The sequence below is a fragment of the Microbulbifer harenosus genome (assembly GCF_005771435.1).
GTDB lineage: Bacteria > Pseudomonadota > Gammaproteobacteria > Pseudomonadales > Cellvibrionaceae > Microbulbifer > Microbulbifer harenosus.
In genome coordinates this window covers 222,116-237,111 of the sequence record NZ_VANI01000010.1, presented here as the reverse complement: position 1 = coordinate 237,111, position 14,996 = coordinate 222,116, and the positions used below count along the sequence as shown (strand labels likewise).

At 57.5% G+C, this 14,996-nt stretch carries 14 protein-coding genes; 3 read left to right on the top strand and 11 right to left on the bottom strand.

Annotated elements, in window-relative coordinates; translation table 11 throughout:
• Positions 1–27 precede the first annotated feature (27 nt).
• Complete coding sequence (locus tag FDY93_RS10470) at positions 28–915, bottom strand: outer membrane protein OmpK (protein ID WP_138235685.1); 888 nt, start codon at positions 913–915, stop codon at positions 28–30.
• Positions 916–1,066: 151 nt separating this feature from the next.
• Between FDY93_RS10470 and FDY93_RS10465 the strand changes: the two genes are divergently transcribed.
• On the top strand, positions 1,067–1,558 hold the full coding sequence (locus FDY93_RS10465; protein ID WP_246068542.1) for a hypothetical protein: 492 nt from the start codon (positions 1,067–1,069) through the stop codon (positions 1,556–1,558).
• Here FDY93_RS10465 and FDY93_RS10460 read toward each other — a convergent pair.
• The 9 genes from FDY93_RS10460 to FDY93_RS10420 all read right to left on the bottom strand — a co-directional run bounded on the left by FDY93_RS10460 (position 1,508) and on the right by FDY93_RS10420 (position 12,626).
• Positions 1,508–2,128, bottom strand: a complete 621-nt coding sequence (locus FDY93_RS10460) for an RBBP9/YdeN family alpha/beta hydrolase (RefSeq protein WP_138235684.1) — start codon at positions 2,126–2,128, stop codon at positions 1,508–1,510. The two genes, FDY93_RS10465 and FDY93_RS10460, sit on opposite strands and share 51 nt — an antisense overlap.
• Positions 2,125–3,771: a long-chain fatty acid--CoA ligase gene (locus FDY93_RS10455; protein ID WP_138235683.1), complete on the bottom strand. Its 1,647-nt coding sequence runs from the start codon at positions 3,769–3,771 to the stop codon at positions 2,125–2,127. The genes FDY93_RS10460 and FDY93_RS10455 overlap by 4 nt, the downstream gene beginning before the upstream one ends.
• A 92-nt stretch (positions 3,772–3,863) precedes the next feature.
• Positions 3,864–6,212 (bottom strand): TonB-dependent receptor, encoded by a 2,349-nt coding sequence (locus FDY93_RS10450; RefSeq protein WP_138235682.1) that lies wholly within the window; start codon positions 6,210–6,212, stop codon positions 3,864–3,866.
• A 409-nt stretch (positions 6,213–6,621) separates the two neighbouring features.
• Positions 6,622–7,632 carry a YeiH family protein gene (locus FDY93_RS10445; RefSeq protein ID WP_138235681.1) on the bottom strand — a complete coding sequence of 337 codons (1,011 nt, stop codon included), beginning with the start codon at positions 7,630–7,632 and terminating at the stop codon, positions 6,622–6,624.
• Positions 7,632–8,294, bottom strand: coding sequence for a DsbA family oxidoreductase (locus tag FDY93_RS10440; RefSeq protein ID WP_138235680.1), 663 nt, complete (start codon positions 8,292–8,294; stop codon positions 7,632–7,634). The genes FDY93_RS10445 and FDY93_RS10440 overlap by 1 nt, the downstream gene beginning before the upstream one ends.
• Complete coding sequence (locus tag FDY93_RS10435; protein WP_138235679.1) at positions 8,291–9,622, bottom strand: MFS transporter; 1,332 nt, start codon at positions 9,620–9,622, stop codon at positions 8,291–8,293. Before FDY93_RS10435 ends, FDY93_RS10440 begins: the two co-directional genes overlap by 4 nt.
• Positions 9,623–9,684: 62 nt before the next feature.
• Complete coding sequence (locus tag FDY93_RS10430; RefSeq protein ID WP_138235678.1) at positions 9,685–10,734, bottom strand: beta-keto acid cleavage family enzyme; 1,050 nt, start codon at positions 10,732–10,734, stop codon at positions 9,685–9,687.
• 51 nt (positions 10,735–10,785) lie between these two features.
• On the bottom strand, positions 10,786–11,634 hold the full coding sequence (locus FDY93_RS10425) for a TauD/TfdA dioxygenase family protein (RefSeq protein WP_138235677.1): 849 nt from the start codon (positions 11,632–11,634) through the stop codon (positions 10,786–10,788).
• An 11-nt stretch (positions 11,635–11,645) separates the two neighbouring features.
• Positions 11,646–12,626, bottom strand: coding sequence for a quinone oxidoreductase family protein (locus FDY93_RS10420; protein WP_138235676.1), 981 nt, complete (start codon positions 12,624–12,626; stop codon positions 11,646–11,648).
• A 42-nt stretch (positions 12,627–12,668) separates the two neighbouring features.
• On the opposite strand from FDY93_RS10420, the gene FDY93_RS19595 reads away from it, so the two are divergent.
• Positions 12,669–12,914: a hypothetical protein gene (locus FDY93_RS19595; RefSeq protein WP_220446159.1), complete on the top strand. Its 246-nt coding sequence runs from the start codon at positions 12,669–12,671 to the stop codon at positions 12,912–12,914.
• Between the two features lie 17 nt (positions 12,915–12,931).
• Positions 12,932–13,942, top strand: a complete 1,011-nt coding sequence (locus FDY93_RS10415) for an AraC family transcriptional regulator (RefSeq protein WP_138235675.1) — start codon at positions 12,932–12,934, stop codon at positions 13,940–13,942.
• 12 nt (positions 13,943–13,954) lie between these two features.
• On the opposite strand, the gene FDY93_RS10410 is transcribed toward FDY93_RS10415, so the two are convergent.
• On the bottom strand, positions 13,955–14,641 hold the full coding sequence (locus FDY93_RS10410; protein ID WP_138235674.1) for a winged helix-turn-helix domain-containing protein: 687 nt from the start codon (positions 14,639–14,641) through the stop codon (positions 13,955–13,957).
• Positions 14,642–14,996: the final 355 nt, after the last annotated feature.

Here is a 14,996-nt window from a genome sequence, read left to right as displayed (position 1 = left end):
ATCAGCGCGTCTGCGACGTCGCCTATTTCAGAGGTGGTACTTGAACAGCAGGCTGACGGCCTGCTGATTGGTGTCAAAGGCGGAAGAATTGGGAATCTGGTATTTGTTCCACCAGAAATCGAATTCAAAACCGACAAAAAATTTCTTTGGTTTGTCCCATTTCGCACCGACGTCCATGGTCACCTGTGGATTGAGGTGGTAACTCCACTCTTCCTCACCGAGACCAAGCACCCAGTCGAAGTAACCATCGATCAGAAATTTATGACCACCGATATCCAGTGGATAGCTGGCGTTCATGGAGATCTGTGCATCGTTGATGCCGTTTTCCGTTCCCTCGGTCAGTTCGGCGCGGCCGTAGATATTCAGCTGAACATAGTTAAATTTCTGCAGGCGACCGAGTAGTCCGGCCTTGTGGATATCGAGGTCAAACCCGATCCCGATCAACGCGGCTTCCGCCAGATCCGGGTCTTCACCACGCTCGTACTGGGTGGCTAAAAGCACATCTTCGATCACAAACAGGCTGCGTTCGAACAGGGTGCAGGAAATTTCCTTATTGAAGAGTTTGCCGAAGCTCAAGCGCGGGCCGAATTCACCGTAAAAAGTGGCGGAATCTGAACCTTCCGGTTGGCCGTGGTAATCGGTGGCGTCGATAAACATGAAGAGGTCGCCGATCCTGGATTCATGAGCGTGCTCCAGGGTTAAGGTGGACTGTTCATCCGGATCCACTTCGAATCCGCGACCATAAGGCAGTAGTGAAAGACTGGTGTCGGTCCATAGGAAGAATCCGGGGTCTTCGCCCTCGGGCTGTTTCGCCTCCTGTGCCCAGGCCGGAAGAGAAAGGAGCAAACCCAGGCCAAGGGGACCAACTACACTGGTGATTTTTGAACAGGCGGACACCCGTCTCCTTATAAACATTGGCACAATCCAATAACAGTCATAGAGCAACTACTCTTTTAGTAAAGCAGCAATTGTGTTGCTCGTGGCATACAGGCACCGCCATGACCGGGTTATGCGTTTTTCTAAGTCGTGGATTTCGCGTTATTTCCAAGATTGAGGATAGTGATTCGTGACGTCGCCAATGTCTTTCCTGCGCGCCGAACTGGCGGAAACTCCCACCAACGCGCAGCGACTGTTTCTGCTGTATTACAACGGCATTCTGGTTGACCTGGTGGTGCTGAATCTGTTTGCGGAGTTTTCAGAGAACGTCGAAGTCAAATCCTTCAGTATTTCCCTGTTGGCGGCGCTCTTGCTACAGCTGTTGCTGAAACTCACCATTGCGGTGGAGCACAAGGTCGCCGCGTTCTTCAAAAAATACTCTGGTGGCTTTGCCAGAGTCCTGCGTTACTTCTGTGCCTGGTTGGTGCTGTTCGGCTCCAAGTTCGTGATTCTTGAAGCCATCATTCTGGTGTTTGACGAGGATCTGCGCTTTCACGGCATGTGGCACGGTGTGATCACGTTGATCGTGGTGGTGGTGGTGATGCTGTTGCTGGAAGAAGCCGTGGTGCGCCTATACCGGCGCCTCAGCTTCCGCGACCGGACCGCCGGCAACACTGAGTGAGTGCTGGCCGTTTTGCAGCATGGCGATCAATTCCACCGCGCGCGGCCACTCGCCAAATCCCGAGGCGGGGTTCAGGTGGCCGACCTCGCCGAGGTTGACCAGCTCACCGCCCCAGTCTTCGGCAAACTGTGACACGCGCGAAAAATCCCCCAGCGGGTCATTGGTGCTGGCAGCGACAATACTGGGGAATGGCAGCTTCTGGCGCGGAATCGGCAGCCAGCCGTGTTCCTCGAGCACAGCGGTGCGGGGATAATTGTCCGGGAAAGGTGACTCCACGTCCGCCGGCGCGGCCAGCAGCGCGCCCTGGATCGGCCGGGAGTATTTCTGTGCCCAGTGTGTCACCATCATTACTCCCGCACTGTGTGCCACCAGAATCACCGGTCCATCAATGGTCTCCAGCGCGCGTTGCAGAGCTTCGACCCGCGCCGCGCAGCTGAGCCTGTCGATGTCCAGCGGCGGCACTGTGTGCACCTTGTCGAGACGCTGCGCGAGCAGCGTCTGCCAGTGGTCTGCCATGTGGTCGCGCAGGCCGGGGACGATGAGCACCGTCGCTTCGTTCTGATGCGTCATATTGAGCCCTCGGTTGAAGACGTGAAACTGAAGTCGGCGAACTGCTGCCGCAGCGCGCGCTTCTGTATTTTTCCGGTAGCGGTGTGAGGCAGGGAATCCACCACTTCCATGGCGCCGGGTTGCCACCATTTGGGTACCTTGCCGGTGAGAAAATCGCGCATCTCGTTCAGAGTGAGTTCCGATCCGGGTTTTTTCAGCACCACCACCAGCAGCGGGCGCTCTTGCCATTTGTCACAGGGGACCCCGATCACGGCCGCTTCCGCCACCTTGGGATGACCCACCGCGACGTTTTCCAGATCGATGGAACTGATCCACTCGCCCCCCGACTTGATCACGTCTTTGGCGCGGTCGCAGATGCGCATATAGCCCTGGCTGTCGATGGTGCTGATATCGCCGGTGCGGAAGTAGCCTTCGCTGTCGAAGTCGCTGCGACTTCCCTCGGGGTTGCGGAAATAACCGCTGGTGATCCAGGGCCCGCGTACCCAGAGTTCGCCCATGGCCTCGCCGTCGTGGGGGAGTCGCATACCGTCGTCATCGACAATCTTCAGTTCGACGCCGAACACCGGCATACCCTGCTTGATCTTCTGCGCGGTGCGCGCTTCGCGCGAATCCTGCTGCATCGCAGGCTTCAGTCGACATACGGTGCCCAGCGGCGACATTTCGGTCATGCCCCATGCATGCACGAAGTTCACGTCCTGTTGCGTCTCGAAGTACTCAATCATGGATGACGGCGCCGCAGAGCCGCCCACAATCATGCGCTTGAGCGACGGAAGCTTCCGGTTATTCTCCTGCAAATGTTTCTGTAGTCCGAGCCACACGGTGGGTACGCCCGCAGTCACGCTGACTGCCTCCCGTTCCATCAGCGAGTACAGGCTTTCGCCGTCAAGGGCGGCGCCGGGCAATACGAGCTTGGCGCCGGACAGTAGCGCCGCGTAGGGTATGCCCCAGGCGTTGACATGGAACAGCGGCACCACCGGCAATACCGCATCTTGCATGCCGATTTCCAGCGCATTGGGTGTGGTGACGGTCAGTGCATGTAATACGGTGGAGCGGTGACTGTAGAGCACCCCTTTGGGATTTCCGGTAGTGCCGGAGGTGTAGCAGAGTGCGCAGGCACTGTTCTCATCGAACTCCGGCCATGCAAAGGTTTCGGCTTCGCAGGCGATGAAGTCCTCATAACTGGTGGATGCTATGCCGTCTACGGTAGTCGCGCCATCGTCCAATACAATTACCGCGCGCACGGTATTGGAGCGCGCCGTAATGGGGGTAATCAGTTCCACAAACATCGGATCGGCAAATAGCAGCGTGTCTTCTGCATGCTCCACGATGTATTCGATCTGCTCTGGAAACAGGCGCGGGTTGATGGTGTGGCACACAGCGCCAATACCGGAGATTGCGTAGTACAGTTCGAGATGACGGTGGTCATTCCACGCCATGGTGGCGATACGATCACCGGGTTTAACGCCCGCGTTTGTCAGCGCGTTGGCCAGCTGGCAGACGCGCGCCGCGAAATCGGTGAACGTGTAGCGAAATTGCGGCTGGTCGGCGGTGACGGATACGATTTCCTGATCATGGTGGTAGGTGGTGGCGTGGCGAAAAATACTGGAGATCAGCAGTGGCCATTGCATCATGTTGCCGTGCATGGAAATTACCTCTGATATTGCTTTTTGAGTTCTTGGACCTCGGCCCCAAAATAAAAAATGCGGATGCCGCAATGGCATCCGCAAAACCCGATTTAGAAATTCATGCGGAAGGTGATGCCCGCAGTGCGGGGAGTTCCGGTAAATGTCTGGTAGGAACCCTCGGCACTGCCAACCGCCACATCCACATTGGAGGAAACGTTGGCTGGCAGTTTCTGGGTGTAATAGGTTTCATCCGCGAGATTCTGCACCCAGGCGGAAATATCGTAGCTGGCATCGCGCCACCCCAGACGGAAATTGCCCACTGCGTACGCACTCTGCTCGTGGCGCGGGTCAAGTTCGGAGCTGTAGTTTGCTGCACCGGTATAGCGATAGTCGACACGCGCATAGAGATCGCCGGTGAACATTGGCTGCTCCCATTGCAAGCCGATGTTGCCGGTTAGCTTGGGGGCAAAAGGCAAGTTGTTGCCACTAAGATCGCATTGCCCGAGTGCATTGTCCGGAGTGCGGCCGTGATAGCATTGGCCACCGGTGTATTGGTCGTAAACGGCATCGATATAGGCCAGGCTTAAAAGGCCGGTCAGCCTTTCGCTCAGCAACCATTCCGAATCGATCTCGATACCGTCGACCACCACTCTCTCGGCGTTATTCACGGTAAAGCCGAGGCTGACAAAGCTTGCGTTCTGGAAGTCGTCGTACTCGGTGTGGAACACCGCCGTATTCAGGCGCGCGCGGCGACCCCAGAATTCGGTTTTCAAACCGGCTTCCAGATTGGTGATGTCTTCCTGGCCAAAAGGGCGGGATTCCTGTGGCGCGACGCCGTACTGCAGGCTGAAGCCACCGGCTTTGAACCCCTGAGAATACAGGCCGTAAAGCATGGTGTTTTCCGACAGGAAGTAACTCAGGTTGACGTTGCCTGTGACTGCAGACCAGCTGTCGGAATCCTCGAAGTCGAGTCCCGCGGGCGTCAGGCTGCACACCAGGTTCTTGCCGACACAGGCGCCTGCCGCCGTCTGGTTACTCTGCACGATGGAGCCGGTTTTTTCTTCCCAGGAATAGCGCAGCCCCACATCGAGTTTGAGATCTTCGGTAAGGTGGGTTCCGACCTGAGAGAAGAGTCCGAAGCTGCTGCTGTCCTGCAGGGCGAGGAAATCGCCGCGATCACCTTCGACGCCAAACAGCGGCAGCGGTACGCCCAATGCCGCGTTCGCGACAACGCCACCGTACTCCTCGATATCTTCTTCCAGTACAAACTCGGCGCGGTTTCTGTCGCCGCGCGTCAGTTCGTTGACATAGTAGAAGGCTCCCACCATCCAGTCCCAATTACCATCCGTATCTGAAGACAGGCGCAGTTCCTGGGAGAATGAATTGCCCTCCTGCAAATCATTGAATTCCACCAAGTGCAGTGGCATTTCCTCGGCGCCGCCAAAGCGCAGATCCGCGCTGTAATCTTCGAAGCCGCTGATAGACGTCAGAGTGTACCCATCGCCCTGATATTCCAGCGTCAGTACACTGTCCACGGAGGTCTGGTCGAAATCGGAGTGATCGTCACTTTCGACAATACGATCAGAGGGATCGTTGTTGCTAATCGTGTGTCCCGCCTGCGCGATAATGGCCTGCTGGATCGGACTGAAATACACATCGGCGATCATTGGGCGCATGTTGCGTTGCGCGGCACCCACGATCAGGCGCGCGGACAGTTTTTCACTGAAGTCATACAACAACTGACCGCGCAGCGCGCGGCCGTCGAGATCGTCGCCGTCTCCGGCAACAATATTGTCGATCAGCGGATCGCGCTGGGTGTCCGTCAGGCTGATACGACCGCTCAGGTTGTCGGTGAGCGGTGAGTTCACATCGCCGCGAAACTGCCGGTAACCATCGGTGCCGAGGTTCACCTCCGCCATCGCCTCGAACTGATCGTGCGGTGCGGCAGTGGTAACACTGACCACACCAGCGCCCGCATTCTTACCATACAGGGTGCTCTGGGGACCTTTGAGTACTTCCACTGACTGCACACCGACCAGGTCGCCGAGGCCGAGGCCGGAGCGCGAACGGAAAGCGCCATCGATGATCAGTGCGGTATCCGGTTCAAAGGTGGGAATATTGCCTTCGTTGCCGATGCGGCGGGTGCGGAAACTGGCGTTGATCGGTGAAATATTAGTGGTCACGATCAGCGACGGCACCTGTGCGGCAATGTCGCTGACGTCGCGGAAACCGGTATTGGCCAGGTCATCGCCGGTAATCGCGCTCACCGAAACAGGTACATCCTGCATGCTCTCGGTGCGCTTCTGTGCGGTGACCTGGACCTCCTCAAGTACGGGTGCATCGGACTGTGCGAAGACCACCGTCGGTGCGGCGATGGCGACAATGCCGAATGAATGAAGGATGGCGCGGGCGATGGGGCGCAGCCCCAGGTTTGAATGTTTTTTCTCGCAGCTCTTCATTATTATTTTCCTCTGATGCCGATCATTCAGGACCGACAAATTGTGGTGCTGATACCAGCTCGTAACAGCCTGGCCTGTTTTTTCTCTCTCCGTGTAAAGTACCGCTTCTGCAGTATCCTCTCGCTTACGGAATAACCACTTTATGTGAGGGGGAGGGCGTGCACTTAGCTTCGGGCGACAGCTGCTTCTCAATTCGCGACATCAAGATATGATCGCCCGACGGTATCCGACTGAAGCACCATTTGCGTTCACCAGATTGAAAAAGGAAACGGCGACCGCAAGGTGAGTCAGAAGCAGAAAAGCAGAGGCAAAAAAGCAAAAAGGCCGCGAAAGAAAATCTTAGCGGCCCGAAATGTTCGGTTGAGATGCTGGTGGAAACGATGGCTATCGCGAAGCTGCGCTGTCAGATTCAGCCGGTAAAGCGGAGTAACATCAGCACCAGAATAGCGAGGAACACCGTTTCACCAATCATCAGTGCAATGGGTTTGAAACCGACTGACGCCAAATCTTTAAGCTGTGTTTTCATGCCGATCGCACTGATGGCCGCAACCAGGCACCAGCTGGAGAGATCTTTTCCATAGTGTTGCACCGCCCCAGATATCCAACCGGTACTGTTGATAGCGGCGAGCGCTACAAAGGCCACGGCAAACCAGGGTAGCAGAGGTGGGCGTTGTCCACCCTCGGCGGTACCCTGAGCGCGGGTGATCATGGCTGCACACAAGATCACCGGCAGCAACATGGCTATGCGCATCAGTTTAACGACCGTGGCTGTATCTCCAGTTTCCTGCGAAAGGCTATAGCCAGCCCCCACTACCTGGGCAACATCGTGAATGGTCCCGCCCAAAAAAATTCCGGCATCGACAGTTTCCAGCTCCAATAACTGCACCACCATGGGGTAGGCGATCATTGCCAGCGTCGAGAGTGCGGAAACCCCGATCACGGTAAACAGTGTTGCCCGCTCCTTCGCCGGGTGTGACGGCAGGGCGGCGGACAATGCCAGTGCCGCAGAGGCGCCACAAATGGCGGTGGCGCCACCAGTGAGCAGGCCAAAGATGGGTTGAAAACCGAGTGCTTTCGCCGCGGCCACCGAAACCAGGATCGTCACCACCACCGATACCACGACAATCAATACCGGCTCCCAGCCCAGTGCCGCAATCTGCGCAAAGGTAAATCGCAGACCGAGCAGCGCTACACCGACACGCAGCACCTGACGCGCGGTAAATTCGATCCCGGGTTTGCAGCGCGGGTCGCTGGCGAGAAAGTTCATCGCCATGCCGAGCAACAGGGCAAACAGCATTACCGGTGCATCGTAATGCTCCGAAAGAAAACTGGCTGCCGCCGCTGCGATAAGACTGGCAACCACGCCCGGAAACAAGTTGCGCCCGCGTTCATGCACGGCGGCAATGGCTGCTGCGCTCATTAGGAAAATTCCTCTGTATCAGCTGTTGCGGCCAGCGCCGCGCGTATCGCTGCCACCAACGTATCTGGCTCAGCGGCGCCGGAGACGGCGCGGCGATTGTTGAACACAAAATAGGGAACGTCATGAGCCTTGGATGGCGACATGGAGCGGTTGAAATGTATGGCCATTGCCAAGGCCCGCTCCGAGACTGCGTCCATGAAATGACTGTCGCGAGCAATCTCCAGCAGGGTGTTGCGGTCGCCAATGTTTTTGCCCTGTTGGAAGTGGGCCCGAAACAACTGATCCAGTAGCAAGCTGTACTGGGCGGAGCTGCCTTCCTGTTCTGCCAGTGTCAGGAGCCCGAGCGCCTGCGTGGTATTGGGCATCACTCTGATGCGGTCGAAAGCAATACTGACGCCGGCCTGCGCTGTGGCCTGTTGAACTTGAGCCTGTCGCAGGCGCACGGCTTCCGCACTGCCCAGACGGTGCTGATAAAACTCGACAAAAGGCACGCCGTGATCGGGGAGGTCGGGCAGCAACTGAGTCGGTTGCCAGTGGAGTTCTGGTTGGACCTGTGGGTGCAAGGCGGCGAGTGTTTCCAAAGCGGCTTCGAGATTACGCTTGCCGATAAAGCACCACGGGCAGATCAGGTCAAAATAGATATGGATGTTGAGCCGGATCATTGCACTCTGGTCTCCAGTGGAACATTTCCTTCATTGCCAGCATGCACGCCCTGAAGGTCTTTCAGGTAATTGCGCTTGCCGATGTAGAAGGCGATGGCTGCCGCCAGGCTCACCAGGGGAATAATCTGCAAAGCACTGCCCAGGCCGAAGCTGTCGGCGAGGCGGCCGGTTACCAGCGGGCCGGGGGCCAGCCCCAGTAGATTGTTGACCAGGGTCAGAGTGGCGAATGCTGTGCCGTGAATGGTGGCGTGAGTGAGATTTGCCACCATGGCACCGGCGGGGCCAGAAGTACCCGCGGCGACAAACATGCCGGCACCGATCAACAGTAGTTGTAGTGGTCCTGGCGGTAGTTGGAAGGCCGCGGACAACAGCAGGAAGGTTGCAATACAGTAGCTGCAGGCGAGTAAAAATTTACGCTGTGGCAAATTCTGGCTCACGCGATCACTCACAATACCGCACAGCACCATCCCGGCGCCGGCGGTAAGGACAAACACCGCGGCCAGGGCTCCGGCCTTATCGGTCGCCATGTCGTAGTAGCGGTTCAGGTAGCTGGGCATCCAGGCGATCATGGCACCGCCAATAAACAGTTGCAGACCGCTGCCGATATACGCACAGATGACCGAGCGGCTGGAGACCAGTCCAGCCAGTCGCAGGCGCAGTGGTGGCAGCGGCGCGGCTTCGTTGCGTGCGTTGCGCGGAGCAATCCTGGCTTCGCGCACGATCAGCGGGTAGATGAAGGCCAGTGCCAGGCCGAACAGTGCCATACAGGCGAAGGCCCAGCGCCAGGTCAGTGCGGTGGCGATAACGCCGCCGAGGCCCATGCCGAGTACCGAGCCAAACATGCCGCCCGCCATAAATGCCCCCGTGAGGGTGGCGCGCAGGCGTGCAGGAAATACCGACAGCACCACCGCAATGCCGACGCTGCCATAGGCGGCCTCGCCAATGCCGACAAAAAAGCGCGCCGTCAGCATCTGCTCGAAGTTGTCCGAGAGGGCGCACATCAGGGTTGCCAGGCTCCACAGGATCGCCATCAGTGTGAGGCTGCGCACGCGCCCAAAGCGATCCGCGAGCAGCGACAGCGGTACGGTCAGCAGCCCGACCATCAGCGCGACGATTCCGGCGAGCAATCCAAGCTGGGAGTCGGACAATACCCACTCTTCCTTGAGCAGTGGAAACACTGCATTAAGTACCTGCCGCGACATATAGTCGGAAATCAGCAGCCCAAAGGTGAGCGCGAACACAATCCACGCATAGCGACGCGGAACGTCACTCGCGGTTGTGCCACGGTGGTGATCGCAGTGATGGTCGCTGTGATGAAGTTGAGCCATGGAGCGTCCTCGTCAAAGAGTGGGCGAGCCGTATCAGTTTCTCGCCCGGCACCGCGGGTACATTACTTTTGCAGGAAGCCCTGCATGCCGCCCCTCGGGTTCGGAGCGAAGCCGTTGGCCGCCAGGGTCTCTTCGACGGTGTCATAGAAAACACCGATCTTGAGGATCTCGCGGGCTTCGTGACCATTGGCCACTGGGCGACCGAATTCTTTGGCGATGCGTACCAGCTGCTGAATCTGTTCGACGGTAGTCACCTTGCGCGAGCGATCCTGGGCCCAGAGGTTGTCTTCGATACCGCAGCGCACGTGCAGCCCCATCGCCATACCCATCATGTTGATGGGCAGCACGTTGAGCATGGTGCTCTCCACTGTCAGCATGGTGCCGTCGGGGATGGCTCGCAGGAAGTTCGCCATGCTGTAGATGTGCGGTTGGTCCATACCGCCACCGATGGCTACCCAGTTACATACCAACGGCCCCTTGTAGACACCGCGACGGATCAGGCGCTCAACCGTTTCGTAGCTGTTGATGTTGTAGAACTGGAAAGCGCTCTGGATACCGGCGTCGCTCAGACGCTTGACGTGCTCCTCGATGAAGCCGGGGCCGGACGGCACGATCATCTCGCGGTAGGCATCGTAGGTCTCGTCAGCCATGGAGGTACCTGCGTAGTCGCGCGCATCCATCTGCTCGATGACGTTCATCTGGGTGGTGTTGACCGTTACCGTGACCTGGTCGGGTTTCGGGTCGAGCTCGGCGAGCATGTGACGGGTATCGTCGTGCAGCCACTTCGCCGCCGCGCCGTCTTCCGGGGGCGCGAAGGAAATGGAGCCGCCGACCTGGATAACCATCTCCGGCACCGCTTTGCGCACACCGGCGATCAGTTCGTTGAACTTTTCCAGACGTTTGGAGCCCTTGCCATCCAGCTCGCGCACGTGCAGGTGCAATACCGCGGCACCGGCCTCGTAGCAGTCCACAGCTTTCTGGATCTGCTCTTCCATTGTCACCGGAATGTCTTCCGGAAAATCGGAGGGAAACCATTCGGGGCCGTACGGGGCCGCGGTGATTACGAGCCTGTCCTGATTTTCAGGGAAAAGTGCACCGTCTAAGAAGTTCATGACTGTTTCCTCAAATGATTGAAGGCGGGCGGTGTTGCCGGGTGCTCCCGGTCAGTAGGTTTTGTCACCAATGATGCCGGCGCGCTCCATCTTGCGATGGCACGGCGCATAGTCCATTACCGCGTAGTGCTGGGTGCTGCGGTTGTCCCAGATGGCTACGCTGTTCGGTTGCCAACGCCAGCGCACCTGGTACTCCGGGATGTTGGCCTGGCAGACCAGGTATCTGAGCAATTCACCGGCACCGGGGTTGGCATCCTGCCCGAAGCGCACGCGCTCGGGGGTGTGGTAATTGGTGAAGTGGGTGGTGAATGCGTTGACAAACAGAATTTTTTCGCCGGTCTCGGGATGTGTGCGCACCACCGGATGCTCCGCGTCCGGAAACTGGGCCTTCAGGGCCAAACGTTTTTCTATTGGCATGGCCGCACCGAAACTCGCTTCGATACTGTGGCGCGCACGCAGGCCGTTGATTTGATCTTTGATGTGCGCCGGCAGATTTTCGTAGGCAAGCGCCATATTTGCCCACATGGTGTCGCCGCCGATCGGCGGACATTCCACACAGCGCAACACACAGCCCATCGGCGGCGCCTCGCGCCAGGTGGCGTCGGTATGCCAAGCATTTTCATAGCGATCCATCGGCTGGTCCGGCGCTTTGTAAATCTGCACCAGGCCGGGATGTTCCGGATCGCTACCCGCTACCGGGTGGTCTTCCAGCTCGCCGAAGCGACGGGCGAAGGCCACGTGGTCGGCACGGCTGATAGCCTGGTCGCGCAGGAACAATACCTTGTGCTGCAGCAGCAACGCGCGGATATCGGAAAAAAGTCCGTCGTTATTCACTGCATCGGCAAGATTCACATCGCTCAATTCGGCGCCGATACTGCAGGTCATTGGCTGTACACGCATGGCCACACCCCTCAAATAACGAATATCGACGAGCCGGTGGTCTTGCGCGCTTCGAGATCCCGGTGCGCTTGCACAGCGTCTTCCAGCGCATAATGCTGGTTGATCTGGATACGAATGCGACCGGCGGCGATGTGATCGAAGATCTCGCCGGCGAGTTCGGCCTTTTCAACCGGATCAGCGATGTAGTCGGCGAGGGCCGGGCGCGTCATGTACAGCGAGCCCTTCATGGCCAGCAGCTGCGGATCAAATGGCGGAATGGTCCCGGACGCGGTGCCGACGCACACCATCAGGCCGCGGCGCTTGAGTGAGTCCAGTGATCCCATAAAAGTGTCGCGTCCGACGCTGTCGAACACCACGGCAACGCCTTCTCCACCAGTGATTTCACGTACGCGTGCGGCGACATCTTCGCGACTGTAGTTGATGGTGTAATCACACCCGTGGGCGCGGGCCATTTCCGCTTTGGCATCCGTAGACACTGTGCCGATCACCGTGAGCCCGAGCAATTTGGCCCATTGGGAAATAATCAGGCCCACACCGCCAGCGGCGGCATGCAGCAAAATGGTATCCCCGGTCTTGAACGAATAGATGCGACGCATCAGGTAGGCGGCGGTGAGACCGCGCATGGTCATTGCCGCCGCCGTTTCAAAACCGATACTTTCCGGCAACTTGATCAGCGGCGCAGCCGGCACCAGGCGTTCACTGCTGTAGGCGCCGAGTGTATTGATGAAGCCGGTGTAGGTAACGCGGTCACCGGGTGCCACATTGCTGACGCCTTCGCCAACAGCCAGTACCACACCTGACGCCTCGACACCCAGGCCATTGGGCATCGGGATCGGATAGGTTCCATTGCGGAAATAGGTATCGGCGTAATTCAGGCCCACCGCCACGTGGCGAAGATGCACCTCGCCGGGGCCGGGCTCGCACACTTCGATATCTTCGTAGCGCAGAACCTCGGGGCCACCCTGCTCGTAAATGCGCACTGCTTTTGCCATTGTCGTCACCTGTTTCAAACTCGAAATTGTCGGATTGGCCAGATGCCAAACCTATTGAGTCCTACTGTAGGTAACCCGGCGACCGGCTTCTTCTCTCGCGGCGACAGGGACTTTTCTTTTCGTGACAGCTGGGGCGGTTATGGGCAATTGATGATTGGCGGCGCTAATATAGTCACAGGCGGGATGTGGCAAATGGCAGTGCACGACAATGACATTGCAATTCGCGACATGAAACTCATTCGATTACGCGGCAATATCGGAGGCCAGAAGCCACCGGGGCACGCCTGATTGACGGATGCCAGATCATGGCGACACTCTTCCGGGCTGCGGCCCTCACCAATTATTTCGAGGTGGCGGAAAGCCTGGGGCTGAACCCCCAGCCACTGCTCGGCAAATTCGGCTTCAGCCGCTCGCAGCTCGCGGATCCCGAACAGCGTATCCCGGCGGCGGCAGCTATTAGCCTGCTTGAGGAGTCAGCGCGGGCCAGCAACTGTGACACATTTGGTTTGCGTATGGCGGAATCGCGCCAGCTTGCAGATTTCGGTGCGGTGAGCCTGTTGCTGACGCACCAGCGTACGCTGCGCGACGCACTTCAGGCGGTGGTTCACTACGAACATCTGCTCAATGAGGGGTTGGCGATCAGTATCGAGGATGCGGGTAAGACGGTCATCGTGCGGGATGAAGTGGTGACCGATCCGCCGATGTCATCACGACATGCGACTGAGCTCGCAGTGGGTGCCTTGTTCCGGTTGTGCAGTGCTCTTTTGGGAATCCACTGGCAGCCATACAGCGTCAATTTTACCCACGAGGCCCCGGACGATCTTCAGGTCCACCGCCGTATTTTCCGCTGCAAATTATATTTCGGGGCCGAGTTCAATGGGTTTACCTGCCCGGCTGACAGCCTCGATTTTCCGAACCCGACCGCAGATGCATCTCTGGCCCAGTTTGCCGAGCGCTTTGTGGATTCTCTGCCGGCAAAGTCCGAGCATTCCATCGAGTTGGACGTGCGCAAAATGATATTCCTGCTGCTGCCCACTGGGCGAGCGACCATCGAACAGGTGGCGATGACCATGGGAATGAATGTGCGCACCCTGCAGCGGCGATTGGATGAGGCCGATACGGGATTTTCCGAGTTGGTAAGCAGTGTGCGGCGCGAGCTGGCATTGCGACATATGGAAAATCCCAGGCACAGTCTGGGGCGCGTTGCCGAGTTGCTGGGTTATTCGGTGCCCAGTTCGTTCACGCGCTGGTTCAAGACCCAGTTTGGTGTATCACCCGCCCAGTGGCGGGCGAAGCATGTGAAAAAGGTGGGGTGAAACTGTCTACCGCTATATTGCCGCGAGTATGTATCCCTGACCCCATACCGTGCGCACCGTCAGTGAAAGTTCGGGACGCTTCTCCAGTTTTTTGCGCAGGCGGCTGACACGCCGGTCAACCGCGCGATCCAAGCCATCATATTGTCGCCCCAGTGCATGCACAAACAGGAAATCCCGACTTAAAAGGCGCTTTGGGTGTGAAACCAGCAACCAGAGAATTTCGAATTCGCCGGTGGATAGTGGCAGTAGCTGGCCTCCTATCTTCGCGCTTCGCTCTGCGTGATTCACCGTGAGATTTTGTATCTGCACAATACTTTTTTTGGGCGCTAGGTGAGTTGCGCGCTTCAGGCATACATGGATTCTCGCGAGTAACACGCGTGAATCAACCGGTGTAATGATGAAGTCATCCGCACCCGATTCGAAGGCATCCAGCTGGATTTTCGTATTGTTCTGACTGGAAATGATCAGCAGTGGCCCGACAAAGCTGCGCCGTATATGTCGGATAATCTCCAGTTTTTCTGTGTTGATTGCGTCGCTATTCCACAACACCACATCATACTCAATGGTGTCGAAAGTGAACTTCAAAGGACTGCCGTCAGCGAGTTGTTGAACGGAAAACCCTTGCTTTATCAGGAATTCACGTGGTGAGCGCTCCGGGTTACCCTTTCCTTCAAGCAATAGAATTTGTTTATCGTGCATCTCACGAATTTACTCAGTTCCTAATCCGGCTCACAGATCTCCATCTGTTGCGCCGCATCACGGCTCAATCAAGTTAACTGCCAGATCTCCTCATCCAACCTGCTGCCAGCAATTCGCAATTCTACAGCCCATGGCTACGACTGCTCGGCGTAAAACATGGGTGGCTCCGTGGTGAGCTCTATTAACAAAAATGATTGTCCGAGGATAAATTTTGTGGCTAATATCATGCGCAGACTGCTAGTGGATTTTAGTCCAGACATTTTGTTACGGCTATGACTTCATGGAGATCAGAGATCTGTACTGCCTGCTCTAGTACGTCTCGGGAATACGCGGAACAGGTGTGGTTTGTATGATG

Excerpts from the sequence above, each read along its gene's own strand:
- FDY93_RS10415 (WP_138235675.1), top strand. The coding sequence starts at position 12,932 with ATGGCGACACTCTTCCGGGCTGCGGCCCTCACCAATTATTTCGAGGTG.
- FDY93_RS10435 (WP_138235679.1), bottom strand. The coding sequence starts at position 9,622 with ATGGCTCAACTTCATCACAGCGACCATCACTGCGATCACCACCGTGGC.
- FDY93_RS10420 (WP_138235676.1), bottom strand. The coding sequence starts at position 12,626 with ATGGCAAAAGCAGTGCGCATTTACGAGCAGGGTGGCCCCGAGGTTCTG.
- FDY93_RS10410 (WP_138235674.1), bottom strand. The coding sequence starts at position 14,641 with ATGCACGATAAACAAATTCTATTGCTTGAAGGAAAGGGTAACCCGGAG.
- FDY93_RS10470 (WP_138235685.1), bottom strand. The coding sequence starts at position 915 with ATGTTTATAAGGAGACGGGTGTCCGCCTGTTCAAAAATCACCAGTGTA.
- FDY93_RS10430 (WP_138235678.1), bottom strand. The coding sequence starts at position 10,734 with ATGAACTTCTTAGACGGTGCACTTTTCCCTGAAAATCAGGACAGGCTC.
- FDY93_RS19595 (WP_220446159.1), top strand. The coding sequence starts at position 12,669 with ATGCCAAACCTATTGAGTCCTACTGTAGGTAACCCGGCGACCGGCTTC.
- FDY93_RS10460 (WP_138235684.1), bottom strand. The coding sequence starts at position 2,128 with ATGACGCATCAGAACGAAGCGACGGTGCTCATCGTCCCCGGCCTGCGC.
- FDY93_RS10440 (WP_138235680.1), bottom strand. The coding sequence starts at position 8,294 with ATGATCCGGCTCAACATCCATATCTATTTTGACCTGATCTGCCCGTGG.
- FDY93_RS10455 (WP_138235683.1), bottom strand. The coding sequence starts at position 3,771 with ATGCACGGCAACATGATGCAATGGCCACTGCTGATCTCCAGTATTTTT.
- FDY93_RS10445 (WP_138235681.1), bottom strand. The coding sequence starts at position 7,632 with ATGAGCGCAGCAGCCATTGCCGCCGTGCATGAACGCGGGCGCAACTTG.
- FDY93_RS10450 (WP_138235682.1), bottom strand. The coding sequence starts at position 6,212 with ATGAAGAGCTGCGAGAAAAAACATTCAAACCTGGGGCTGCGCCCCATC.
- FDY93_RS10425 (WP_138235677.1), bottom strand. The coding sequence starts at position 11,634 with ATGCGTGTACAGCCAATGACCTGCAGTATCGGCGCCGAATTGAGCGAT.